Source organism: Amycolatopsis aidingensis (assembly GCF_018885265.1).
Taxonomy (GTDB): Bacteria; Actinomycetota; Actinomycetes; order Mycobacteriales; family Pseudonocardiaceae; genus Amycolatopsis; species Amycolatopsis aidingensis.
Genome location: NZ_CP076538.1, coordinates 5,212,288 through 5,237,402 on the forward strand (window position 1 = coordinate 5,212,288; position 25,115 = coordinate 5,237,402).

A 25,115-nucleotide genomic window follows, 5' to 3' on the forward strand; every position below is an offset into this window, starting at 1 on the left:
GCACGGAGCTGATCGGCACCATGACCGCGATCCGTCAGGACACCACCACCATCATCACCGCGTTCGCCGCCAAGGCGGCCGAGTCGCCGGACGCCCCCGCGGTGATCGCCGACGACGGCGAGCTCAGCTACCGGCGGCTGGCCGCGGGTGCCGCCGCCGTCGCCGAGCACATCCGGCGGCAGCGGCCGGACGGCCCGGTGGCACTGCTGTGCAGGCACGGAGCCACCACCATCGGCGCGCTGCTCGGCACCCTGCTGGCCGGCTGCCCCTACGTCCCGCTGGACCCCACCTTCCCGCGCGACCGCCTCGGCTACCAGCTGGCCGACTCCGGGGCCGGGTTGCTGCTCACCGACGAGGGCAACCGTTCCTTCGCCGAGCGGGTGGCGAGCGAGGCGCCGCAGCAACCCCCGGTCGCCGATATCGACCCACTGCTGGCAACGGAGTCCACAGTAGACCCAAGTGAACTGGTGTCGCCCGCGGAGCCGGAGGACCCCGCCTACCTGCTGTACACCTCGGGCTCGACCGGGCAACCGAAGGGCGTGTGGCAAAGCCATCGCAATGTGGTCTTCGGCGCCCGCAACCACATCCGCCAGTTCACCATCACCCCCGCGGACCGCACCAGCGTGCTGACCTCGTTCGGTTTCGACATGGCGGTCACCGACACCTTCTCCGCCCTGCTGTCCGGGGCCGCCGCGGTACCCATCGACATCCGCAGCACCGGGCTGGCCCGGCTCGCCGCCCTGCTCGCCGAGCGCGGGGTGACGATCTACCACTCCACCCCCACCGTCTACCGCTACCTGATGGCCGGCCTGGAAGGGACGGGCACGCTCGCCGACCTCCGGGTCGTACTGCTCGGCGGTGAGGAGGTGACCGCGCGGGACGTCCGGTCGTGCCGGGAGCACATCGGGCCGGGGTGCGTGTTCGTCAACGGGTACGGCACGACCGAGGTCAGCTTCATCGCGCAGCACCACCTACCCGCCTCGGCGCCCCTGCCGGACGGCATCGTCCCCATCGGGCGCCCGCTGGACGGCATCGAGGTACTCCTGCTGGACGGCGATGGCAAGCCCGGTACCGAGGGCGAGATCCTGGTGCGCAGCCCGCATGTCGCGCTCGGCTACCACGGCGAGGCGAGCGGCGCGGGCAGCCGGTTCGGCACCAGGGAGGGCGAACGCACCTACCGCACCGGCGACCTTGCCCGCAGGCTGCCGGACGGCACGCTCACCTTCCTCGGCCGGGCCGACCGCCAGGTGAAGATCCGCGGCCACCGGGTGGAGCTCGGCGAGGTGGAGACCCGGCTGGCCGACCTGCCGCAGGTGGCGCAGGCCGCCGTGCTGGCAAGGCGCGGTGCCGCGGGCGACGACACCGAACTGGTCGGCTACGCCGTGCCGAGCGAGGACGGTGCGTTCGACCCCGCTGCGGCCAGGGACGCGCTGGCAGCCCGGCTACCGGCCTACATGCTGCCCAGAGTGATCGTCGAGCTGGCCGAGCTGCCGCTCACCGTCACCGGGAAGCTGGACGAGCGCGCGCTGCCCGCACCGCCGCCACCCGCACCGGCCGCCGAGCAGGCGGCCCGGACCGAGCTGGAGAGCGTGATCGCGCGGGCCTGGTGCGAGACGCTGGGCCTGGACGCGGTGGGCAGGGACGAGCACTTCTTCGACCTCGGCGGCCATTCCCTGCTGATGGCGCTGGTCCAGCTCCGCCTTGCCGACGCGCTCGGCAGCAAACCGCCGATGGCAACACTGTTCGCGCACCCGACGGTCGGCGCGCTGGCGGAACACCTCGCCGGGACCGCCACCGCGGAACCGGAGGCCGGGGCGGCCGCCGCGGACCGGGCCGCACGGCGCAGGCAGGCACGCACGAAACGGGCACGGCGATGACGGCCGCGGCTGAGGACTCGATCGCGGTGATCGGCATGGCCTGCCGGGTGCCGGGCGCCGCGGACGTGGACACCTTCTGGCACAACCAGCTCGCCGGGGTGGACGCGGTGCGCCGGTACACCGCGGCCGAGCTGCGCGCATCCGGCCTGGACGAGGAGACCAGCACCGACCCGCACTACGTCGCAGCCTACGGCCACCTGGACGGGCTCGCCGAGTTCGACGCCGGGTTCTTCGGCTACACCGCGGAGGAGGCCGCCCGCATCGACCCGCAGCAGCGGCTGTTCCTCGAGGTGGCGACCACCGCGCTGGCCGACGCCGGGCACGACCCCGCGGCCCGGCGGGAAACCGTCGGGGTGTACGCCGGTGCCGCTGCCAGCCGGTACTTCCTGTTCCACGTGCTGCCCAGCCTGCCGCCCACGGAATGGGAGGACGCGATTCCCGGCAATCCGCCGGACTTCGTGCCCGCGCGAGTGGCCTACAAGCTCGGCCTCACCGGGCCCGCGGTGGCGGTGCAGACGGCCTGCTCCTCCTCCCTGGTCGCGATCTGCCAGGCCGCGCAGGGCCTGCTGGACTACCGGTGCGACCTGGCGATCGCGGGCGGGGCCGCGGTGATCTCCACTCAGCAGAACGGCTACCGGTACCGGCAGGGTGGTCCGCTGTCCCCGGACGGGGTCTGCCGTGCGTTCGACGCCAAGGCGTCCGGGATGGTGTTCGGCAACGGGGCGGGGGCTGTGGTGCTCAAGCGACTGCCCGACGCCCTCGCCGATGGCGACCATGTGGACGCCGTGCTGCCGGGCTGGGCGGTGAACAACGACGGCGCGGCGCGCGCCGGCTTCACCGCGCCCGGGATGGACGGCCAGTCCGCTGTGGTCACCGAGGCACTGGCCTGCGCGCAGGCCGATCCGGACAGCATCGGGCTGGTCGAGGCACACGGCAGTGCCACCGCGGTCGGCGACGCCATCGAGTTCGGCGCGCTGTGCCAGGCTTTCCGCACCGACGCGCGCCGGTTCTGCGCGCTGGGCTCGGCCAAGACGGCCATCGGGAACCTGGACGCCGCGGCCGGGGTGGTCGGCCTGATCAAGGCGGTCTGCGCGGTGCGGGAAGGGCGGATCCCGCCGCTGCTGCACTTCGCGAGCCCCAACCCGGAGATCGACCTGGAAACCGGTCCGTTCTACGTCAACCAGGACGCCCTCCCCTGGCCGGAGCGCCACCCGGTGCGCCGGGCCGGGGTCAGCTCCTTCGGTCTCGGCGGCACCAACGCGCATGTCCTGGTGGAGCACCGGGCTGGGGAGCACAGTCCGCGCCCGCGCCGCCCGCTGCCGAGGTTCCGGCGCGAGCGGCACTGGATCGAACCCATGGACCCGCGTGCGAAGCGGGAGGCAGGATGAACCACGAACACCTGACCGAACTGCCCGGTACCCCGTGGCGGGTCTGGCGGGACGGGCTGCTGCGCTCGGCCGGTTTCCCGGTGGACGTGCTGGAGTCCTTCGCGGCGCCGGAATGCGCCGAGGTGGCCGATGCGCACCTGGAAGGGTCGGCTGCGGATACCGAGTTCACCGCGGCCTTCGACGCCGCAACGGTCGCGCTCGGCAGGGCCGTGTACGCGGTGTCCGCCGACCCGCGTTTCCGCGAGGCCATCACCTGGCAGAACCCCGGCGCGCTGAACGGTCCCGCGGGCGTACTGCGAGACGGCCCGGACGCTCCGCGCAACGAACGGCGCCGCAGGCGGGAGGAGGTGGTGGCCAAGTACGCCCAGCGTTACAGCGGGAAGAACGACACCATCGGCTTCTTCGGTCCGATGTGCTGGGTGGAGGTGGACGCGGCCGCGCCGCCGCTGACCGGCGGCCACGGCCCCGGGCTGACCGGGGTACGCCGGGTGTTCTTCGAATGGTGGGCGCTGGTCGCGGTGGCCGAGAGCATCGCGGCGGACGACGCGGTCCGGCCGTGGCTGCCGGTGGCACTGCAACCCCAGCTCACCGTCGAGGGGCGCAGGCTACTGGCCCCCGGCAGGAAGCCGGTGGAACTCTCCCCCGCACAGGCGGCCGTGCTGTCCCGCTGCGACGGCCGGAGCACCGCACACGAGGTCGCCCGCGCGTGCGTGGCCGACCAGGAATCCGGCATCCGCCGGGAGTCCGATGTGGACGCATTGCTGGAGCTGTTCGCCCGGCAGGAGACCATCCGGTGGGAGTTCGTGCTGCCGATGAACCTCGCCGCGGAGGACGAGCTGCACCGCCAGGTGACCGCCATCGGCGACGAACGAGCCAGGAAGCGGGCCGCCGCGACGCTGGCCAGGATGCGCGCGGCGCGGGACGCACTGGCCGCGGCCGCGGGCCCGGAGGCGGTCGCCGCGGCCATGGCGACGCTGGAGTCGGAGTTCACCGAGATCACCGGCCGGACCGCGCAGCACCGCGCGGGCCAGACCTACGCCGGGCGCACCCTGTGCCATCTCGAGACCGCAAGGGACGCGGAGTTCTCCTTCGGCGGCAAGGTGCTCGCCGCGCTCGCGCCGCTCGATCCGCTGCTGCGGTCCACCCGCTGGCTGACCAGCACCCTGGCCGGTACCTACCGGGCGGAGCTGACCGGGCTGCACGCGGAGCTGGCCGCCGAGCTCGGCAGCACCGAGGTGCCCTTCGCCCAGCTGTGGTTCCTCGGTCTCGGCTCCCTGTTCGGCGCGCAGCGGCCCGCCGACGCGGTGATCGAGGAGTTCGGCAGGCGCTGGACCAAGGTGCTCGGGCTGGACAACCTCGAACCGGGCACCGACCGGCTCGACCTGAGCACGGCCGCGCTGGCCGAGGCGGTGGCCGCGGAGTTCGGGGAGGCCGGACCTGGCTGGGCCACCTCCCGGCTGCACGCCCCGGACGTGCACCTGTGCGCGCCCAGCACCGAGGCACTCGCCCGCGGCGAGTTCGACGTGGTGCTCGGCGAGCTGCACATCGGGATGCCCGCGCTGGACACCGACTTCTTCCGGCTCGGGCATCCGGACCCCGGGCGGCTGCTCGCGGCGATGCGCTCCGAGCTGCCAGCGGGCAGGGCGCATCCGCTGCTGCCACCGGACTGGCCGAAGCAGTGCGCCCGCAACGCCGACTGGATGTACGGGCCGGAGGACGTGCAGCTCGGCTTCACCGCGGCGCCGGGCGCCGACCCGGATCGGCTGCTGCCGATCACCGCGCTCACCGTCGTCCCCGGCGCGGACGGCACGCTGCTGGCCCGCGCGCCGGACGGCAGGCAGTGGCCGCTGCTGGAGATGTTCGCCAGCTTCGTCGGCACCCATGCCTTCGACACCTGGAAACTGGCCGGTTCCGACGGGCACACCCCGCGGGTCACCGTGGACGGCCTGGTGCTGGTCCGCCGGACCTGGCGCTGCACGGTGGCCGGAACCGGACTCACCGAGGTGAGCGGGGAGCGGGACCGCTACCTCGCGGTACGCCGCTGGGCCAGGGACCTCGGCCTGCCACAGCGGGTGTTCGTCCGGGTCGGTACCGAGATCAAGCCCTGCTTCGCCGACCTGACCAGCCCGGTGTTCACCCGCATCCTGTGCACCCTGTTGCGTTCGGCGCGGCGCGCGGGCGGTCCGGACACCGAGGTCGCCGTGACCGAGATGCTGCCCACTCCGGACCAGGCGTGGCTCACCGACGCCGAGGGCAGGCGGTACTGCTCCGAACTGCGCCTGCACGTGTCCGACCCGGCGGGGAGGGAGGACGGCAATGCCTGAGGTTTTCAGGGGTACCCGGATGCCCTCCGCGAGCGCCGTGCTGTTCTGCTTCCCTCCCGCCGGGTCCGGACCGGAGCCGTTCCAGGACTGGCTGCCACGCCTTCCATCCACTGTGGACATCAGGGTGCTCGCCGTCCCGGCGGACGCGGAGATGATCGCCGAGGCCGTGCTGGCCGAGGCGGACCGGCCCTATGCCTGCTACGGCCACGGCGACGGTGGCCTGCTCGCCCTCGACGTGCTCGGGTTACTGCGCGACCGGGGCGGCCCGTCGCCGCTGCGCTGCTACCTCGGTGGTCCCCGCCCGCCGGAGCGGCCCGAGCCGCCACCGGCCCCGCTGGTCGACCTCACCGGCGCCGCGGACCTCACCGGCTCCCTCGCCACCGACCTGGACCAGGCCCTCGCCCCCGGGGTGCGGCTGGTGCCGCTGCCGGGGACCCATTGGCAGGTCTGGTCGGCCGGGATGCTGCGCACAGCCGGATTCCCCGCCCAAGGGCTGGACCTGCTCGGCGCGCCGGACTGCGCGGCCGTCGCGGACGCGCACCTGGACGGACACACCGGCCGGGAGGACTTCCTCTCCGCCTTCGGCACGGCGGCCCGCGCGGTCGGCACCCGCCTCGCCGGGGTGGCGGCCGACCCGCTGTTCCGGGAGGCGGTGAGCTGGCAGAACCCCGGCGCGGTGACGGCGCTGGACAAGCTCGCCGCGGCCGACCCGAGCGGCCCGAGCACCAGCAAGCGGCGGGAGCGGGAGAAGATCGTCGCGCGTTACTGGTCCCGGTACTGCGGCAAGAACGACAGCATCGGGTTCTTCGGGCCGGTCTGCTGGGCCGAGGTGGCCGATGGCGCGGAGGCAGTGCGTGCCGAACCGGGCCCGGAACTGCTACGCAGGCGCATGGTGCGGCTGGAATGGTGGGCGCTGACCGCCTTCGCCGACTCCTACGGCACCGATCCGCGGGTCCGCGCCTGGTACCCACTCGGCTTACAGCCGCACCACGCGCTGCGGGAGGGGACCCTGCTGCGTCCTGCCGACCCTCCGCTGCGGCTGCGCCCCGCCGAGGCCACCGTACTGGCGCTGTGCGATGGGAGCAGGCCGGCATGCGAGATAGCCCGGCTCGCCATCGCCGACCCGGACTCGGGGCTGCGCAAGGAAAGCGACGTCTACCTGCTGGCGGACCGGCTACGCAGGCAGGGCCTGCTGCGCTGGCGGCTCGACCTGCCCTATGACCTCACCGCGGAGGAGTTCCTGCGCTCCTGGATCGACCGGATCGGCGACCAGGCCGTACGGGAACGGGTCGCCACTGACTTCCGGCGGATCGGTGCGGCCAGGGACCGCCTGGCCGCCGCGGCCGGCGATGCCGACCTGGTCCGGGCAGCCATGACCGGGCTGGACACGGAGTTCCGCGCGATCACCGGGATGCCGCCGCGGCAGCGGGCAGGCGAGACCTACGCGGGCCGCGCGCTGTGCTACGAGGACACCGAACGGGACCTGGAGCTGACCGTCGGCGAGCCGGTGCTGGCGGCGCTGGCCGGGCCGCTGGACCTGCTGCTGCGGGCGGCGCGCTGGCTCACCGTTGCCGTCGCCGATGCCTACCGGGACGCCTTCCGCGTGCTGTACAAGGAACTCGCCGAGGAACTCGGTACCGGCAGCGTGCCGCTTGGCGAGCTGTGGTTTCTTGCCAACGGCCTGGTCTACGGCGTCGGCGAGCGGCCGGTGGACGCGGTGATGGCCGAGTTCGTCCGGCGCTGGTCCGGCCTGCTCGGCCTCGACTCCGGCACGGATGGTGCCCGCCGGATCCAGCTCAGCTCAGCCGAGCTGGACGGGCCCGCCGCGCGGGCCTTCCCCGCCGAGGGACCGGGCTGGTCCGGGGGGCGGCTGCACAGCCCGGACCTGAACCTGTGCGCGGCGAGTGTGGACGAGCTGCGGCGCGGCGAGTTCACCGCCGTGCTCGGCGAGCTGCACGCCGCATGGCTGACCTGCTCGTCCGGGTTCTTCGTGGACTTCCACCCCGACCGCGCGGCGCTGGTCGATGCCGTGCACCGGGATCTCGGGCACCGCACCGTACCGCTGTATCCCACCGACTTCCCGATGCTCACCGCCCGCCTTGCCGACCTGCTGGTCGGACCGGAGGACCGGCGGGTAGGGCACGCACCGGCCCCGGTATGGGACCCGGAACGGGTGCTCCCGGTCAGCGGGCTCACCGTGACCGAACGGGAGGGTGAGCTGCTGGCCAGCGATGAGCACGGGAACTCCTGGCCGCTGGTCGAGCTGTTCGGCGAGTTCCTCGGCACCTTCACCGCGGACGCCTACAAGCTGGTCGGCTCCGCAGCGCACACGCCGCGGATCAGCATCGACCGGCTGGTGGTGGCGCGCGAGACCTGGCGCACCACCATCGAAGCCACCGGACTGTCCGATGTAGACGACTACGCCGGGCGCTACCTCGCGGCCCGCAGGCTCCGCCGCGGGCTGGGCCTGCCGGAACGGGTGTTCGTCAAGATCGGCACCGAGACCAAGCCGTGCTACCTGGATCTCACCAGCCCGGTGTCGGTCTCCGCACTGTGCACCATGCTGCGTACCGCGCGCGGGACGCACGGGCCGGAGGTGCCGGTCACGATCACCGAGCTGCTGCCAACCCCCGAACAGGCATGGGTCACCGACGCCGAAGGGCGCCGCTACTACTCGGAGCTGCGGCTGCACGTGCGGGACCCGCGCACCGCAGCCCGGCAGGGGAGCCACCGATGACGGCCGTGCGGACACCGGAGACCGGACCGGCGCGCTGGGGCCGCGGCGCCGAGGTGGAGTACCCGGAGTCCACCATCGGCGAGCTGGTGCGGGCGTGGATCGAGCACACCCCGGACGCCGTGGCCGTGCGGCAGTGGGAAACCCGGCTCAGCTACGCCGAGCTCGGCAGGGCCGCGAACGCACTGGCCGTCCGGCTGGCCGAACTCGGCGTCGGGCCGGAAACGCGGGTCGGCATCGCGCACGGTCGCGGCCCGGGCCTGGTCACCGCCGTGCTCGGGGTCCTGCTCGCCGGTGGCGCCTACCTGCCACTCGACCCCACCCTGCCCCGCCGCAGGCTGCTGGACATGCTCGCCGACGCCGGTGCGGAGCTGGTGCTCGCCGACGCGGCGGGCGAGGCCGCGCTGGAAGGTGCAGGCCGCCGCCTGCTGCGCGTACCGGAACCGCCGCGGGAGCCGGTGGCACCGCACCCCTGCCCCGCCCTGCCGGGCAACGCCGCGTACGTGCTGTACACCTCGGGCTCGACCGGGCGGCCCAAGGGGGTCGTGGTCGGGCACCGCTCGGTGGTGTCCCTTGCCAGCGCGTTCGGCCCGGCCACCGCTGCCGGACCGGGCAGTGTCACCCTCGCCTTCGCCGCGATCTCCTTCGACGTCTCGGTCAGCGATCTGCTCGTTCCCCTTGCCTGCGGCGGGACCGTGGCGCTGGCAGGCGAGCCGGAACGCGCCGATGTGGCCAGCCTGCAACGGTTCGCCGAGGCGCATGCGCCGACCAGGGGCAGCATCCCGGTGGCCCTGCTGCCGCTGCTCGACCCGGAACGGCTGCCCAGCCTGCGCACCCTGCTCACCGGATCGGAGGCCCCCGGCCCGGAACAGGTGCTGCGCTGGACCGGCTCCGCCGACCAGCCGCGGCGGACGTTCACCAACCTCTACGGTCCGACGGAGACCTGCGTGCAGGTCACCGCGTTCCGCGCCGAGGGCAGCTGGGACCGGCCACTGCCGATCGGGCGCCCGCTGCCCAACCACCGGGTGTACGTGGTGGACGAGCGGCTGCGGCCGGTACCTGCGGGCGGCGAGGGCGAGCTGCTCGTCGGCGGCGCCGGGCTCGCCCGCGGCTATCTCGGGCAGCCGGGGCTGACCGCGAGCCGGTTCGTGCCCGATCCGGTCGGCGGTGCGCCGGGCGAGCGGGTGTACCGGACCGGCGACCTGGTGCGCTGGCAGCCGGACGGCACCCTGCTGTTCCTCGGCCGGGCCGACCGGCAGGTGAAGATCCGCGGGCAGCGGGTGGAGATCGGCGAGATCGAGGCCGTGCTGCGGGCGCACGAGTCGGTCGGGCACTGCGTGGTGGACGCGGCGCCCGGCCCGCGGGGACCGGAACTGGTTGCCTTCGTCGTCCCGGCACCGGAGGCTACCGCGCCCGGCCCGGACGCGCTGCGCGAGCACTGCCGACTGCGGCTGCCCGGCGCCATGGTGCCCCGGATCCGGGTCCTGGACGCCCTGCCGCTGAACGCATCCGGCAAGGTGGACCTGGCGCGGCTGCACCGGATGACCGCCCGGCCCGCTTCCCGGCAGGGGCCCGCGGCGGCAACACCGGTCGAGCGGGCGGTGGCCGCGCACTGGCGTGCCCTGCTCGGCGGGGACGGTGAGCCGGGCCTCGCGGACGACTTCTTCGCAGGCGGCGGCCATTCGGTCACCGCCATGCGCCTGGTCGCGGCGCTGCGTACCGAGCTGCGCAGGGACATCGCCGTTGAGGACGTGCTCGCCGGGCGCACCCTGGCCGGGATCGCGGGGCGGGTGGCCGCCGCGGCCGAACTCACCGGGCCGGACGGCTGGTACGGCACCCCGCCACGGCTGTCTCCAGCCCAGCGCCGGTTGTGGCTGCTGGACCGGTACGCGCCGGACACCGCCGCCTACAACATCGCGATGGCCGAACGGCTGCACGGACCGCTGGATCCCGCGGCGCTGCGGGCGGCGTTGCGCGCGGTCGCCACCCGCCAGGAGGTGCTGCGCTGGCGCATCCCGGCCGCGGCGGGTGTGCCGTACGCCGCGGTGGACCCGCCGGGCGAGCCGCCGCTGGCCGTGACCGACCTCACCGGACTGCCCGAGCCGGCCAGGGAAACGGCGCTGGCCGACCGGCTGGCCGCCGCCGCGCGGGTCCCGTTCGACCTCGCTGGTGGTCCACTGTGGAGGGTCCAGCTGTACGTGCTCGGCGAACGGGAGCACGTACTCGCGATCACCGCGCACCACACGGTGTTCGACGGGTGGTCGCAGGACCTGGTCTACCGCGACCTTGCCGCCGCCTACGCGCAGGCATGCGAGCGCGGGACGGCCGCCCTCGACCCGCTGCCTGCGGGTTTCGCCGACTACGTCGCCTGGCGCGAGCAACGCAGGCAGCGCAGGGCCGAGGAGGACCTGGCCTGGTGGGTGCGGCACCTGCGGGACGTGCCTGCCACCCTGAACCTCCCTGCCGACCGGCCGCGCCCCGCCGAGCAGACCTTCCGCGGTGCCGCCGCGCACCGGCGGCTCGACCGGCGGACCAGCGCCGCGGTCAACGCACTCGGCGCCCGGCTCGGGGCCACCGCATCTGCGGTACTGATGGCCGCGCTCGGGCTGGTGCTGCGGCGGATCACCGGGCAGCGCGAGTTCGTGGTCGGCACCCCGGCCGTGGACCGCAGGCATGCCGATTTCCAGGACATGGTCGGATTCTTCGTCGAGATCATCCCGCTGCGGGTCGAGGTGACCGAGGAGACGCCGTTCACCGAGCAGGTGACCGCCATGCGGGACGAGCTGCTTACCGCGCTCGCGCATCCGGAGATCTCGCTGGAGGAACTCGTCGGCGCGCTGGGCGCGGGCGGGGCGGCCGACCGCAACCCGGTCGCACAGGTCATGTTCAACATGTTCAACTTCACCGCACCCCAGCTGCGGCTGCCCGGTCTGCGGGCCGAGCCGGTGCCGGTCGGGGTACCCGGATCACCCTTCGACCTGACCGTGTACGGGCAGGAACGGGACGGCCGGATCGGCATCGACCTGGTCTACAACCCCGATCTGTTCACGGCCGACCGGATGGAAGCGCTGCTGGCGGGCTACCTCGCGGTGCTGCGTGCCCTGGTGTCCACACCGGACGCCGCCATCGGCTCGGTGGAGCTGCCTGGCGAGCGGCGGCTGGCCACCCCGGCGGCCACGGCGAGCCCCGCGCCACCCGCGGCCGCGGTGTCCCGCACCGCCGCCTCGTCCCCCGCACCCGGCGGTGCCGGCCCGGAGACCGCGACCGAGCGGGCGATCGCGGAGGTGTGGTGCGCGGTGCTGGGGCTTCCTGAGGTCGGTGCGACCGAAAGTTTTTTCGAGGTCGGTGGCAGCTCGATGGCGGCCGCCGAGGTACAGGACCGGCTGCGGGACCGGCTCGGCGTGGCCGTGCGGCTGGTGGAGTTGTTCCGGTTCCCCACAGTGCGCACGCTGGCGGCGCATGTGGACGGTGCGGGCAGCACAACCGGTGCCGCCGCGCTGGACCGGGCGGCCCGGCGGAGCGCGGCCCGGCGAACCCGGGCGCGGCACCGGCCGCAGGCGAGTGATCAGGGAGGCATCCAGTGAACGAGTCAGTACAGCCGGAACCAGGCGCCGAGCCGGTGGCGATCATCGGCATGGCCTGCCGCGTGCCCGGCGCGGGCGACGTGGCGCGGTTCTGGGACAACCTGGTCGAGGGTGTCGAGTCGCTGACCCCGCTGAGCCGGGAGCGGATGGCCGCGGCAGGCGCGACCGAGGCGGAGCTTGCCGATCCGAACCTGGTGGCCTCGGCCTTCGTGCTGGAGGACGCGGACCTTTTCGACGCCGGGCTGTTCGGGATGACCCCGAGGGAGGCCGAGGTCACCGACCCGCAGCACCGGGTGTTCCTCGAGCTGTGCCACGGCGCGCTGGAGGACGCGGGTTACGACCCGGCCCGCTACCCGGGAGACATCGGCCTCTACGCGGGCCGCGGCACCGAGCGCTACCGCTGGGAACATGTGCACCGCAACCGGGAACTGCTGGCCACCACCCCCTCGATGGCCATCGGTATCGGCAATCTCTCGGACAACGTCACCACGCTGGTCTCCTACAAGCTCGACCTGCGCGGGCCCAGCGTCGGGCTGTTCACCGCCTGCTCCACCTCACTGGTCGCAGTGCACCTCGCCACCGAGGCGGTACGCGCAGGCGAATGCGATATGGCGCTGGCAGGTGGGATGAACATCGAGTTCCCGCAGGACCGGGGTCAGGTGCACCAGGAGGGCGGGGTCACCTCCGCCGACGGGCATGTGCGTTCCTTCGACGCGGGCGCGACCGGCACCATGTGGGGCTCCGGCGGCGGCGCGGTGCTGGTCAAGCGGCTGGCCGACGCGCGCCGCGACGGTGACCACGTGCATGCCGTGCTGCTCGGCAACTCGATCAACAACGACGGCGCGGGCAAGGTCGGGTTCGCCGCGCCCAGCGTGGACGGGCAGGCCGCCGCCATCGCCGACGCGCTCGCCGTGGCCGGGGTCGACCCGCGCACGATCGGCTACGTCGAGGCACACGGCACCGCGACCCCGCTGGGCGACCCGATCGAACTGACCGCGCTGACCAGCGTCTACGGGCACGGCACCGAGGAGCGCGGGTGGTGCGGGATCGGCTCGGTGAAGTCCAACATCGGCCATCTCAGCCAGGGAGCCGGGGTGGTCGGGCTGATCAAGACGGCGCTGGCGCTGGAACACGGCCTGATCCCGCCGAGCCTGCACTACGAGCGGCCGAACCCGGGCATCGACTTCGCGGCGAGCCCGTTCTACGTCAACGCCACGCTGTCCAAATGGGAACGTAACGGCCACCCGCGCCGGGCCGCGGTGTCCTCCTTCGGCATCGGCGGTACCAACGCGCACGTCATCCTGGAGGAGGCACCCGAGCGCGATCCCGCCGCGGAGACCGCGGGACCGCAACTGCTGCGCCTTTCGGCGCGGGACGAGGCCGCGCTGTCCGCGGCCGCGGACCGGCTGGCCGGGCATATCGAGGGCCACCCCGAGCTGCGCCTTGCCGATGTCGCGCACACCCTGCGGGTGGGCAGGGCCGAGTACGGGCACCGCGCGTTCGTGGTCGCCGACACCCCGGCCGCTGCCGCGGCCGCGCTGCGGGATCCCAAGCGCCGCGACGCCTCCGCCGCCACGGCAGGTACCCCGGTACTCGCCTGGCTGCTGACCGGGCAGGGGGCACAGTTCGGCGGCATGGGTGCCACCCTGTACCAGCGGGAGCCGGTGTTCACCGAGGCCGTCGACGAGTGCGCCGCCGTGCTCGCCGGGGAGCTGGGCGAGGACATCCGGCCGGTGCTGTTCACCCCGGAGGCCGGGCAGCGGCCGCGGCTCTCCGGCACCGAGCTGGCCCAGCCCGCGCTGTTCACCGTGGAGTACGCGCTGGCCCGGCTGTGGCAGTCCTGGCAGGTCCAGCCGGACACCATGATCGGCCACTCCGTCGGCGAGTACGTCGCGGCCACCCTGGCCGGGGTGTTCGAACTGCCGGACGCGCTCCGGCTGGTGGCGACAAGGGGCAGGCTGATGGGTGCCATGCCACCGGGGGTGATGGCCGCGGTGTCCCTCGCCGAGTCCGAAGTCGCCCCGCTGCTGCCGGATGGGCTCGCGATCGCCACGGTGAACGGGCCGGGCACCTGTGTGGTCTCCGGGGAGGCGGAGCTGGTGGAGGAGTTCACCGCGGGGCTGGCCGAGAAGTTCGGCAAGAAGGCAGGGGTGAAGCGGCTGCGGACCTCGCATGCCTTCCATTCCCCGATGATGGAGCCGATGCTGGCGGAGTTCGCCGACGCGGTGGCCGCGGTGCCCCGGCACGCTCCCCGGCTGCCCTTCTTCTCGGGGGTTTCCGGGGAACCGATCACCGCGGACCAGGCGGTCGATCCCGGCTACTGGGCCGCGCAGGTACGCCGGACCGTGCGGTTCGGGGACTGCGTGGCGCGGCTGCTCGCCGACGGTCCTGCCCTGTTCCTGGAATGTGGCCCGGGAAGGCAGCTGGCCGGGCTGGTGCGGATGCAGACCCGCGGCCAGGGCCTGCCCGCGGTGCCCAGCCTGCCGGGTCCCGCCGACAAGCTGGGCGAGATCGAGACCCTTTGCACCGCGGCAGGAAAACTCTGGGCGGCGGGGATCGCGGTGCAGCCACCGGCGCGGGGACGGCGGGTGCCGCTGCCCGGCTACCCCTACCAGCGCAGCCGGTACTGGGTAGATCCCGACCCCGGCGGCGAACCCGAGCGGGCGCGACCCGCTCCCAGCGATGCGCGGCTGCCATTGGAGCGCTGGTTCACCGTGCCGAGCTGGCGCCAGCTGCCCCCGGCCACCACCGGGCCAGCACCCTCATCCTGCGTGGTGTTCACCGCCGATCCGCTCGGTTCCGCCGTCGCCGAGCGGCTGCGGGCGGCGGGTACGACGGTGACCGAGGTCAGCCAGGGTACCGAGTTCGCGCGCACCGGAACCGGGTACACGATCCGGCCGGAGGAAGCCGCGGACTATGCCGCGCTGCTGGCGGAGCTGGAAGGGCCACCGGAGCGGATCGTGCACGCCTGGGCGCTGGCGGGCGAGCCAGCCGGACCGGACCTCGGGGCCACCATGGCCGCCCAGACCACCGGCCTGTTCAGCCTGGTGCTGCTGGTGCGGGCGCTGGCCGAGGCCGGTCTGACCGGGGCGCTCGACGTGGTCACCACGGGCACCCAGCAGGTCGTCGGCGCGGACCTGACCAGGCCGGAGCACGCGACCGTGGCCGGGGTGGTCCGCTCGGCCGGGTTCGACGTGCCCGGCCTGGTGCCGCGGCAGCTCGACTGCGCCGCGGACACCGGCGCGGGCGAGGTGGTCACCGCGCTCGGCTCTACCGGGGAAGAGAATCTGCTCGCACTGCGCAACGGTCGTTTGTGGACGGTCGGCTTCGACCAGGCCGTCCTGCCCGATCCCGGTCCCAGTGCCGGGCCGCTGCCGAGGGAAGGCGGCGTGTACCTGATCACCGGCGGACTCGGCGGACTCGGCCTGACCATAGCCGAGCGGCTGGCGGCGCAGGGGGCGGTGCGGCTGGTGCTCACCTCCCGCTCCGGCCTGCCGGCACGTTCGCGCTGGGAGGAGACGCTGCGCGCGGAGGGGCCACGCGGTCGTGCGGGCCGGGCCATCCTGGCCGTCCGCCGGATGGAGGCCGCGGGCGCCGAGGTGCTGCCCGCCGCCGTGAACGTCTCCGATGTGGATGGGCTGCGCGGGCTGCGTGCCGAGGTGCTGGACACCTTCGGCAGGCTGGACGGCATCGTGCACGCGGCCGGCATCGCGGGCGGCGGGCTGATCGAGACCAGGCAGCTCGCGGATATGCGTGCCGTGCTCGCCCCCAAGGTGGCGGGCACGCTGGCGCTGCGCACGGTGTTCGGCGCCGAGGAACTGGATTTCGTCGCGCTGTTCTCCTCGGTGACCGGCACCGCCGGCGGGCTGGGCGAAACCGACTACTGCGCGGCGAACGCCTTCCTGGACGCCTACGCGCAGAGCACGCACGGCTGGCCGGCGCCGGTGCGCTCGCTCGGCTGGGCCGGCTGGCTGGAAGTCGGGATGCTCGCCGACCTGCTCGGCGCAGGGACCCCGGCCGGAGCGGGTGGTGAACCGATCGAGCATCCACTGCTCACCGAGGTGGGGGTGGCCGCGGACGGCACCGCGTCCGGCCGCGGCACCCTCAGCCCGGGCACCCACTGGGCCCTGGACGAGCACCGCATCGACGGGATGCCGGTGCTGCCGGGAACCGCCCAGCTGGAGGCGATCCGGGCCACCGCGGAAGCCACGCTGCCCCGGCCCGGCGAGACACGGGTGCTGGAGCTGTCCGAGGTGCTGTTCCTCGAGCCCTTCGGTGTCCCGGAAGGGAGCGTGGCCGAGTTCGAGGTGACCCTGCGGCCGGGCACCGGCGGTTCGGCGGAGGCCGCCCTGCGCGGTGGCGGCACCACCTACTGCCGGGCCACGGTGTCCTGGGTGGCCGCGCCGCCGGGCGAGCGGGTGGACCTTGCGGCCGTGCGCGCCCGCTGCCCGGCCCGGCCCGACCTGGTGGCAGGCAGCGGGCAACCGGAGGGCGCGCTGGTGCGCTACGGGGCACGCTGGGACAACATCCGCGAGGTGTGGCGCTCGGAGACCGAGCAGCTGACCCTGCTCGAGGTCCCGGCGGAGCTGCGCGAGGACGCCGCATGGGGCCTCTCCCCCGCGGTGCTGGACCAGGCGACCTACGTGTTCGACGGTTCGGGCGGCGGCGCGCTGCCGATGGGGTACGGCCGGGTGCTGGTCCGGGACCGGATGCCGGACCGGGTATGGGTGTACCGGCGGCTGGAGCCGCGCGAGGCGGGACAGGACATCCGCACCGACAGCTTCACCGTGCTCGCCGAGGACGGGACGGAACTGGTCGCGGTGACCGAGTTCATGCTGCGCCGGATGGAAGGCGCCCCGCGGCCGCCGGGGCCGGGACCCGTCGATGCCGGGCAGCGGTGGATCGAGCCGACCGAGGGGGCCGAAGCTTTCCTGCGCGCGATGACCGCCGGGATCGGCGGGCACGTGGTGATCACCCCGAGATCGCTGGACTGGGTGCTGGACCAGGTGTGCAAGGACGCCGAGCAGGCCACCGGCGGAACCGGCACCGGCGCTGTCCCCGGCGGGGACGGGCAGGTGAGCGCGGGCGAGGACGTGGTCGCCGGGATCTGGCGATCCGTGCTCGGGGTGCCGCGGGTAAGTCCGGAGGACGACTTCTTCGAGCTGGGCGGGAACTCGCTGGTCGCCGTACAGCTCATCGCGCAGATCCGGGAGGCGACCGGGGTCCGACTCCCCCTGCGGTCGGTGTTCGACACCCCCACCGTCGCCGAGATGGCCGCGACCGTCGCCGAGCTCAAGGCGCGCCAGGAACCCGAGCCGGAGCCGGAGCAGCCCACGATCCCCCGGCTGGCAAGGCGCACGGACTGATGCGGCCGTCCGGGAACAGCCAACGCGTGCATGTAGCGGGCAAACGCGTGCATGCAGGCGGCAAACACACCGGCCCGCGCGCGTTTGCCGCCCACGCGCATGCGTTTGCCGCCCACGCGCATGCGTTTGCCGTTCGCGTACGGGATGGGAGGAACCGTGACGATCACTGAGGCGTTCGAGGCGTCCTTCGCGGGCGCCGTGGACGAACTCGCGTTCGCCTACCGGGAGGTGCCGTTCTACGGGCCGCACCTGGATGCGGCGGGGGTGCGGCCCGCGCAGGTGCGCAGCCCGGCCGACTTCCGCCGGGTTCCGGCGACCACCAAGGCCGACTACCGGCGCAACTTCCCCGCCGGGGTACTGGTGCGCGGTACGAAGCTGGCCGACGAGTTCGTCTTCCGTAGCCGTAGCTCGGGGACCACCGGGGAACGCCTGGTCACCCTGGCACACACCTTCACCCTCGCCGAGCGGCAGCTGCGCACGACGGCGGTGCATCCGGGGATGCTGGCGGTGTTCGCCGGGGCACGCGAGCAGCGGGTGTGCCGCTACGCCCCGCCTGCCTGCTCCGATGTAGAGTGCGCGACCCCGTTCACCACCCCGGAGACCAGGACCCTGCCGGACGGCACACTGGTGCTCCCGGTCGCGCACGACCTGCTGGCCACCGGGCCGGAGCTGGTGGGGCAGGCCATCCGCGAGCTGACCGAGCACCGCCCGCACTGGTTGTACGCCGATCCGGCGCACCTGGCCTTCCTGCTGGACGCGATGCGCGAGCGTGGCCTGCCGCCACCGGAGGCCGCCGGGGTGGTGCTGGCCTACAACCTGGCCACCGGTGCGGCGCTGCGCCGGATCCGGGACCACCTGCCGGCCGGCACGGTAGTCGTCGAGGTCGCCTCCATGTCCGAGCTGGGCTGGCTCGGCATGACCTGCCCGGACGGCTTCCTGCACCTGAACACCGAGAGCTTCTACCTCGAGTTGCTGCGGTACGGCACGGACCACCCCGCGGGTCCCGGCGAGCTGGCCGAGCTGTACGCGACCAGCATCGGCGACCAGCTCAGCCCGCACATCCGTTACCGCACCGGGGACGGCTACGTGCTGCTGGAAGGCACCTGCCGGTGCGGGAACGCAGCGCCGCGGGTGGTCCATCACGGCCGGTGCGCGGACTACCTCGAGGTGGCCGGCGAGGTCGTGCTGACCCCGCGCATCCTGGACGAGCTGGTCGGTCCAGCCGAGTGGCTCACCTTCTACAAGCTGACCCACCGGGAGTCCGGCCCGCTGCTGCTGCGGTACGTCCCGGTTCCGGGCACCGCGCACCGCGAGCACGCCGCGACGCTGGCCGCGGCGATCGGCGACCGGACCGGCAGGGAGGTCGCCGTCAGCGCGGTCGACTACATCGAGTCCGAACGCTCCGGCAAGCTGTTCGGCTGCGTCCGTGCCGTGCACAGCGGCGAATCGGGGGTTCCAGTATGACAATCCGTGATGTCCGTCCCGACTTCCCGGTTCTGGCAAGGGAAATGGACGGAAACAAGCTGACCTATCTGGACAGTGCGGCCACCACGCTGAAACCGCGCCAGGTGATCGAGGCGACGACCCGCTACTACACCGAGGTGAGCGCGAACATCCACCGTGGCAAGCACATGCTGTCGGAGGAGGCGTCCGACGCCTACGAGCTGTGCCGCACCAGGGTTGCGGCCTTCCTCGGCATCAGGGCCGCGGAGGTGGTGTTCACCGCGAACACCACGCAAGCGCTGAACCTGGTGGCGACCGGGCTGGACCTCGATCCGGGGGACCTGGTGCTGGTCAGCCGGGACGCGCACCACTCGCTGCAACTACCGCTGCGCGCGCGGGCCACGGTGGACTGGATCCCGACCGATGTCACCGGGGCCGTCGATCTCGAGGCATACGCCAGGAAGCTGGAACGGCGGCCCGCGCTGGTGGCGATCACGCACTGCTCGAACGTGACCGGCCGGTACGCTCCTGCCGCGGAGATGGCCGCGCTCGCAAGGGAACACGGTGCGCTCACCCTGCTGGATGCCGCCCAGTCGGTGCCGCACCGGCCGGTGCGCGTGCCCGAGCTCGGGGTGGACGCGATCGCCTTCTCCGCGCACAAGATGCTCGGCCCCACCGGGATCGGCGTGCTCACCGTCGGCCCGGCACTCGCCGACCGGCTGCGGCCCGCGCTGCTCGGCGGTGGCGTTGTGGACTGGGTGGACACCAGTGGCTGGGTGCTGCGCCGCCCGCCGCACCGGTTCGAGGCGGGCACCCCGCATATCGCGGGGGCCTACGGCCTGCGGGCCGCGGTGGACTACCTCGACGACCTCGGCATGCCCGCGGTGGCCGAGCACGATGCCTGGCTGGCCGGGGTGCTGCACACCGAGGCGACCAAGCGGGACTACCTCAGCGTGCTCGCCCCCGGTCCGGGCGAACGCAGCGCCACCCTGTCGGTGGCCGTTCGGGACATCCCCGACCTCACCGAGGTGGCTCGGTCCCTTTCGGACGGTTACGGGGTGATGTGCCGCAGCGGGCACCTCTGCGCGCAACCGCTGGTGGCCGAGGCGGCCGGATCGGCCGTGCTACGGCTCTCCGCCCAGGTCTACAACACCGCCGAGGACATCCGCACCGCCTTCACCGCGCTAGACGAGCTGCAACCACTGCTGGCGGGTGCGTGATGGCGGCGAACCGACCTGCACTCACCATCATCGGAGCCGGGCTGGCCGGCTCGCTGATGTCCGTTTACGCAGCGCGCAGAGGTTTCCCGGTCGTGGTGTACGAACGGCGCGGCGACCCGCGGGAGCCCGGGGCGGCGGATACCGGACGGTCCATCAACCTCGGGCTCTCCCAGCGCGGACTGCGGGCACTGGAGCAGGCCGGGCTGCTGGAGACCATCCGGCCCGCCGCCGCGCCCATGCGTGGCCGGGTCGTGCACCACCACGACGGCAGGCTGTCCTTCCAGCCCTACGGAACCTCGGCCGAGCAGATCCTGCACTCCGTGCTGCGGCACGACCTGAACGCCGCGCTGATCAACCGGGCCGAGCAGCTCGGCGTCACATTCCACTTCGGACAGAAATTGCGAGCACTCGACCTGGAGACCGGCACCGCGCTGGTGGGTGACACCGAGGTGGCCGCCGAGGTGGTCATCGGCGCGGACGGGGTGCACTCCGCCGTGCGCGACCAGATCCCGCACTCCAGGACCGGGCGCAAGACACTGGAATGGGGCTACAAGGAGCTGCACATCCCGGCGGGTCCAGCCGGCGAGCGCCGTACCGACCCGGAAGCGCTGCACGTCTGGCCGGGCGAACGGGGCCTCATCGTCGCACACCCCAATGTGGACACGACGCTCACCGGAACGGTGTTCCTCCCGCACGAGGGCCAGGGGAGCTTCGCCACCCTCACCTCCCCGGCCGCGGTACGCGAGTTCTTCGCCGGCCGGTTCCCGGACGCGCTCACCCTGATGCCGGACCTGGTCGAGGAGTTCCTCGCCCACCCGGTCGGCAGCCTGCACACCATCCGCACCGCGCCATGGCACGCGGGCGGCAGGGCGGTGCTGCTCGGCGATGCCGCGCACGCCGTGTACCCGTTCTACGGCCAGGGTATGAACTCATCCTTCGAGGACTGCTCGGTGCTGGACGCCTGCCTCGCCGAGCACGGGGCGGACCTGCGCACCGCCTTCGCCGAGTTCCAGCGCCGCCGCAAGCGGCATACCGACGTGCTGGCCGAACTGTCCGAGCGCAACTTCGTCGAGCTGCGCGACCGGGTCGCCTCCCCGCTGTACGCGCTGCGCAAGAAGGCCGACCTGGTGCTGAACACACTGCTCGGCGAGCGCTGGATGCCGCTCTACACCATGGTTTCGCACACCACCGTCCCCTACGCCGACGCCCTCGCCACCGCCCGCAGGCAGGACAGGGTGCTCGGCGCGCTCGGTGCCGCCGCGCTACTCGGCGCCGGCGCGGGCATCCGGGCGGCAAGATCCCGTTCCTTCGTTCGTCGTCGAGGTGCGCAGTGCTGACCCATCCCACCGATCCCGGCCTGATCCTGATCGAGCCAGCCGACCTCGACGGGGAGCCGCCGCCCCCGCCGGCAGACGCCTACCGGGACACCCTGCGCGAGGTACTCGGGTGGGCCCGCGACTACCTGTGCGACACCCACCCGGAACTCGGCAGGCGTGGTCACGTGTGCCCGTTCGCCAAGGCGGCACTGGACGGCGGCACCAGCTACCTCGCCGTGTTCCCCGGACGGCCGGATCGCGTGGAGGAGGTGGCGGCCGCGCTGCTCGGCTACCGGGAATGGTTCGAACAGCTGTGCTTCGCGGACCCCGCGCGGGCGCAGTACCACACCATCATGATCACCTTCCCCGACCTGGAGGGCACGGATGTGCGCAGGGTGATCGACGGCACCCAGCGCCTGCTCAAGCCGGACTACGTCGGCAGAGGCCTGATGATCGGCGAGTTCCACGACGGTCCGCCCGAATCGGGTGGGCTGTGGAACCCGGACTTCCGGCCGTTGCGCAGCCCGGTGCCGATGCTGGCGATCCGGAACATGGTGCCCACCGATTTCCCGTTCCTGCGCGACGATCCGGAGTTCCTCGCAGGCTATCTCGGTAGGTTCGGCGACCAGGTGCCGCCGCACCTGCGCCAGCAGGTCGCCGACGCGGTCGAGGAGTTCGGGCTCACCCCCGCGCTGTCCGCGGTCGGCACCGAGGTGCCGCTGTCCGCGGCGCAACGCAGGCTGTGGTTCCTGAGCAGGCTCGACCCCGGCAACGCCGTGCATCACGTGGCGCGCGCGGTGCGGCTGCGGGGCGAACTGGACCCCGCCGCGCTCGGCCTCGCCCTGGCCGGGGTGGTGCGCAGGCATCCCGCACTGCGCACCAGGCTGGCCGAGCGGGACGGGCAGCCGGTGGCCACCATCGCACCGGCCACCGGAGCCGGCAGCTGCCCGGTCTCCCTTCCCGTCACCACGGTGGACGGCGAGCCCGAGGCCGCCCGCCGGGCCAGGGCGCTGGCCCGGCGGCCGTTCAACCTGCGGCGGGGCCCGCTGCTGCGCGGTGCGCTGCTCCGGCTGGCCGAGGACGACCATGTGCTGGTGCTCGCCGCGCACCGGATCGCGGCGGACGAGCCGGCACTGGACCTGGTGTGCGCCGAACTCGGCGGCACAGACGGGGATACTGCGGGCGACTCCGGTGTCGCCGAGCCCGTGGGCACAGCCGAGGAGGACCTGGCCTACTGGGTGCGCAGGCTCGCCGGCGCGCCCACCCTGGACCTGCCGGCCGACCGGCGCCGCCCGGCCGCGCAGACCTACCGTGGCGCCACCCACCGGTTCCACCTCCCCGCCGCAGTGGTGGCCGGGTTGCGTGACCTGCATCCGGAGACCGGCTCACCACGGATCCCGCTGCTGGCGGCCTTCGACGTGGTACTGGCGAGACACAGCGGGCAACGGGACCTGCTGGTCGGCGTCCCCGCCGAGGCGGAGCGGGTGGCGGTCGGCCCGCTGGACACCGTGGCGGTGCTGCGCGCCGACCTGTCCGGGGACCCGGGTTTCGCCGAGCTGGTACGGCAGTGCACGGCCGAGGCCGAGCAGGCGCGGCGGCACCGGCTGGCGGCCTTCGAGGACGTGGTGGCCGCGCTGGACGTGCGGCGGAGTCTCGGTGTCCCGCCGGTGTTCCAGGCGAGCTTCGCGGTGCGGGACACCCCGCCGCGACTGCCGGAGCTCCCCGGGGTGGCCGCAAGGGAGTATCCCTTCGAACTCGGTGCCACCGAGGTGGATCTCACCCTGCACGGCGCCCCGGCCGAGGACGGCGGCCTCGACCTGGCCATCGGGTACAGCACCGACCTTTTCGACGCCCCGACCGTGCGCAGGCTGGCCGAGCACCTCACGCTGGTGGCCGCGGCGGTGATCAGCGATCCCACGCTCCCGGTCGGGCGCATCCCGCTGCTCACCCCGCGGCAGCGGGCCGAGCTGCTGGCGCGGCGGCAGGGACCGGCCGTCGAACTGCCCGATCCGGCTACCCCGCTGACCCTGCTCGGTGCCGGCGCGGCCGCGGACCCGGAGGCCGGCGCGGTGCGCGGGCCGGACGGCGAGCTGAGCTACCGGGAGCTGCACCGCAGGGCCGCGCAGCTGGCGCATGTGCTGCGGGACTGGGGCGCAGGCCAGGACACACCCGTCGGAGTGTGCCTTGACCGCTCGGCCGCGATGGTCGTGGCGCTGCTGGGGGTGTGGCTGGCCGGGGCGGCATATGTGCCGCTGGATCCGGCGTTCCCGCCCGAGCGACTGCGGCACATGCTCGCCGACGCCGGGGTCGAGGTGGTCATCACCCACCAGGCCACCCAGGAGCGGCTGGGCGAACTGCTCGACCAGGTGGCGGGCCAGGTCTGCCTGGACACCGACGCGGACGTGCTGGCCGCCCTGCCCGGCACTCCCCCTGACGGCGGGCCTGGCCCGGACGACCTCGCCTACCTGATCTACACCTCCGGCTCGACCGGAACCCCGAAGGGCGTGGAGATCCCGCACCGCGCGGTGGCCAACCTGCTGACTGCCTTCGCTCGGATCGTCCCGCTCACCAGGGCGGATCGCTGGCTCGCGGTCACCACCCTGTCCTTCGACATCGCCGCGCTCGAGCTGTTCCACCCCCTCGCCAGCGGCGCCGGGCTGATCGTGGCGAGCGAGGCGGAGACCGGTGACGGGGCGGCGCTGCGGCACCGGGCGATCGAGTCCGGAGCCACCGTGCTGCAGGCCACCCCGGCCACCTGGCGGATGCTGCTGGCAGGCGGTGGGGTGCCTGCCGGGATCCGGTGGCGGCTGTGCGGCGGCGAGGCGGTCCCCCGCGACCTCGCCGACCAGCTCGCCGGGGACGGCGCCGCGGTGTGGAACGTCTACGGGCCCACCGAGACCACGGTGTGGTCCGCGGCGGGCCCGATCGCTCCCGCCCCGGCGCCGGTGGAGATCGGGCCACCCATCGCCAACACCAGCATCCACGTGCTGGACGCCGCCGGGGAGCCGGCTCCCACCGGCGTGGTGGGCGAGGTGCACATCGGCGGGCTCGGGCTGGCCCGCGGCTACCGGAACCTGCCCGAGCTGACCGCCGAGCGGTTCGTGCCCGATCCGTTCCACCCCGGCTCGAGCCTGTACGCCACCGGCGACCTCGCCCGTTACCGGCCCGGTGGCGGGCTGGAGTTCCTCGGCCGGGCCGACCACCAGGTCAAGGTGCGTGGGTTCCGGATCGAGCTCGGCGAGATCGAGGCCGCGCTGCTGGCGCACGAGGGGGTGCACGCGGCCGCCGTCACCAGCTGGCGCAGCGCGGGGGGTGACCACCGGCTGGTCGGCTACGTGGCCGGTGCCGAGGTCACCTGGCCACAGCTGCGGGACTGGCTGCGCCGCACCCTGCCGGAGTACATGGTCCCGAGCACGGTGCTGCGGCTGGCGGAACTGCCACTGACCCCGAACGGGAAGGTGGACCGGGCCGCGCTGCCGGAACCGGAGTGGGACGAGCTTGGCGGCACCCGGCGACCCCCTGGCAACCCGGTGGAGCGGGCGCTGGCCGGGCTGTGGTGCGAGGTACTCGGCCGCACCGAGATCGGGGTGGACGACGACTTCTTCGCCCTCGGCGGGCATTCCCTGCTCGGCGCGCAGCTGCTGGCCAGGGTGCGCGGTTACTTCGACACCGAGGTGCCGATGCGCAGCCTGTTCGAGGCGCCGACCGTGGCGGGCCTTGCCGAGGTGCTGGTGCGGCTGGAGGCGGCGCCAGGGCAGGCAACCGCGATCGCCGAGCTGCGCCAGCGGATCGAGGAGATGCCCGACGACGAGGTCGCCGCCCTGCTGGAGCGGTCCCGATGAAGGCGGCAGGAGGAGGAACGC

The 25,115-nt window shown here is 73.6% G+C and carries 10 protein-coding genes; all 10 read left to right on the top strand.

From position 1 onward, the window contains the following. The first annotated feature begins 20 nt into the window (after window positions 1–20). The 10 genes from KOI47_RS23750 to KOI47_RS23795 all read left to right on the top strand — a co-directional run bounded on the left by KOI47_RS23750 (window position 21) and on the right by KOI47_RS23795 (window position 25,094). Window positions 21–1,877, top strand: coding sequence for a non-ribosomal peptide synthetase (locus KOI47_RS23750; protein WP_216207550.1), 1,857 nt, complete (start codon window positions 21–23; stop codon window positions 1,875–1,877). Further along, window positions 1,874–3,265, top strand: a complete 1,392-nt coding sequence (locus KOI47_RS23755; RefSeq protein ID WP_216207553.1) for a beta-ketoacyl [acyl carrier protein] synthase domain-containing protein — start codon at window positions 1,874–1,876, stop codon at window positions 3,263–3,265. The genes KOI47_RS23750 and KOI47_RS23755 overlap by 4 nt, the downstream gene beginning before the upstream one ends. Then, complete coding sequence (locus KOI47_RS23760; protein WP_216207558.1) at window positions 3,262–5,589, top strand: lantibiotic dehydratase; 2,328 nt, start codon at window positions 3,262–3,264, stop codon at window positions 5,587–5,589. Before KOI47_RS23755 ends, KOI47_RS23760 begins: the two co-directional genes overlap by 4 nt. After that, window positions 5,582–8,326, top strand: a complete 2,745-nt coding sequence (locus KOI47_RS23765; protein WP_216207561.1) for a lantibiotic dehydratase — start codon at window positions 5,582–5,584, stop codon at window positions 8,324–8,326. The genes KOI47_RS23760 and KOI47_RS23765 overlap by 8 nt, the downstream gene beginning before the upstream one ends. After that, window positions 8,323–11,907, top strand: coding sequence for a non-ribosomal peptide synthetase (locus tag KOI47_RS23770; RefSeq protein ID WP_216207564.1), 3,585 nt, complete (start codon window positions 8,323–8,325; stop codon window positions 11,905–11,907). The genes KOI47_RS23765 and KOI47_RS23770 overlap by 4 nt, the downstream gene beginning before the upstream one ends. Then, window positions 11,904–17,273 (top strand): type I polyketide synthase, encoded by a 5,370-nt coding sequence (locus KOI47_RS23775; protein ID WP_232376199.1) that lies wholly within the window; start codon window positions 11,904–11,906, stop codon window positions 17,271–17,273. Before KOI47_RS23770 ends, KOI47_RS23775 begins: the two co-directional genes overlap by 4 nt. A gap of 156 nt (window positions 17,274–17,429) precedes the next feature. After that, the gene (locus tag KOI47_RS23780) at window positions 17,430–18,737 is read left to right on the top strand and encodes a phenylacetate--CoA ligase family protein (protein WP_216207566.1); all 1,308 of its coding nucleotides are present in this window, start codon (window positions 17,430–17,432) and stop codon (window positions 18,735–18,737) included. Continuing rightward, window positions 18,734–19,936 (top strand): aminotransferase class V-fold PLP-dependent enzyme, encoded by a 1,203-nt coding sequence (locus KOI47_RS23785; protein ID WP_216207569.1) that lies wholly within the window; start codon window positions 18,734–18,736, stop codon window positions 19,934–19,936. Before KOI47_RS23780 ends, KOI47_RS23785 begins: the two co-directional genes overlap by 4 nt. Beyond that, window positions 19,936–21,273, top strand: coding sequence for an FAD-dependent oxidoreductase (locus KOI47_RS23790; protein ID WP_216207572.1), 1,338 nt, complete (start codon window positions 19,936–19,938; stop codon window positions 21,271–21,273). The genes KOI47_RS23785 and KOI47_RS23790 overlap by 1 nt, the downstream gene beginning before the upstream one ends. Beyond that, complete coding sequence (locus tag KOI47_RS23795; protein WP_216207576.1) at window positions 21,267–25,094, top strand: non-ribosomal peptide synthetase; 3,828 nt, start codon at window positions 21,267–21,269, stop codon at window positions 25,092–25,094. The genes KOI47_RS23790 and KOI47_RS23795 overlap by 7 nt, the downstream gene beginning before the upstream one ends. Window positions 25,095–25,115 lie beyond the last annotated feature (21 nt).

Coding starts and splice junctions, on each gene's coding strand:
- KOI47_RS23750 (WP_216207550.1), top strand. CDS start 21: ATGACCGCGATCCGTCAGGACACCACCACCATCATCACCGCGTTCGCC.
- KOI47_RS23770 (WP_216207564.1), top strand. CDS start 8,323: ATGACGGCCGTGCGGACACCGGAGACCGGACCGGCGCGCTGGGGCCGC.
- KOI47_RS23760 (WP_216207558.1), top strand. CDS start 3,262: ATGAACCACGAACACCTGACCGAACTGCCCGGTACCCCGTGGCGGGTC.
- KOI47_RS23755 (WP_216207553.1), top strand. CDS start 1,874: ATGACGGCCGCGGCTGAGGACTCGATCGCGGTGATCGGCATGGCCTGC.
- KOI47_RS23765 (WP_216207561.1), top strand. CDS start 5,582: ATGCCTGAGGTTTTCAGGGGTACCCGGATGCCCTCCGCGAGCGCCGTG.
- KOI47_RS23790 (WP_216207572.1), top strand. CDS start 19,936: ATGGCGGCGAACCGACCTGCACTCACCATCATCGGAGCCGGGCTGGCC.
- KOI47_RS23785 (WP_216207569.1), top strand. CDS start 18,734: ATGACAATCCGTGATGTCCGTCCCGACTTCCCGGTTCTGGCAAGGGAA.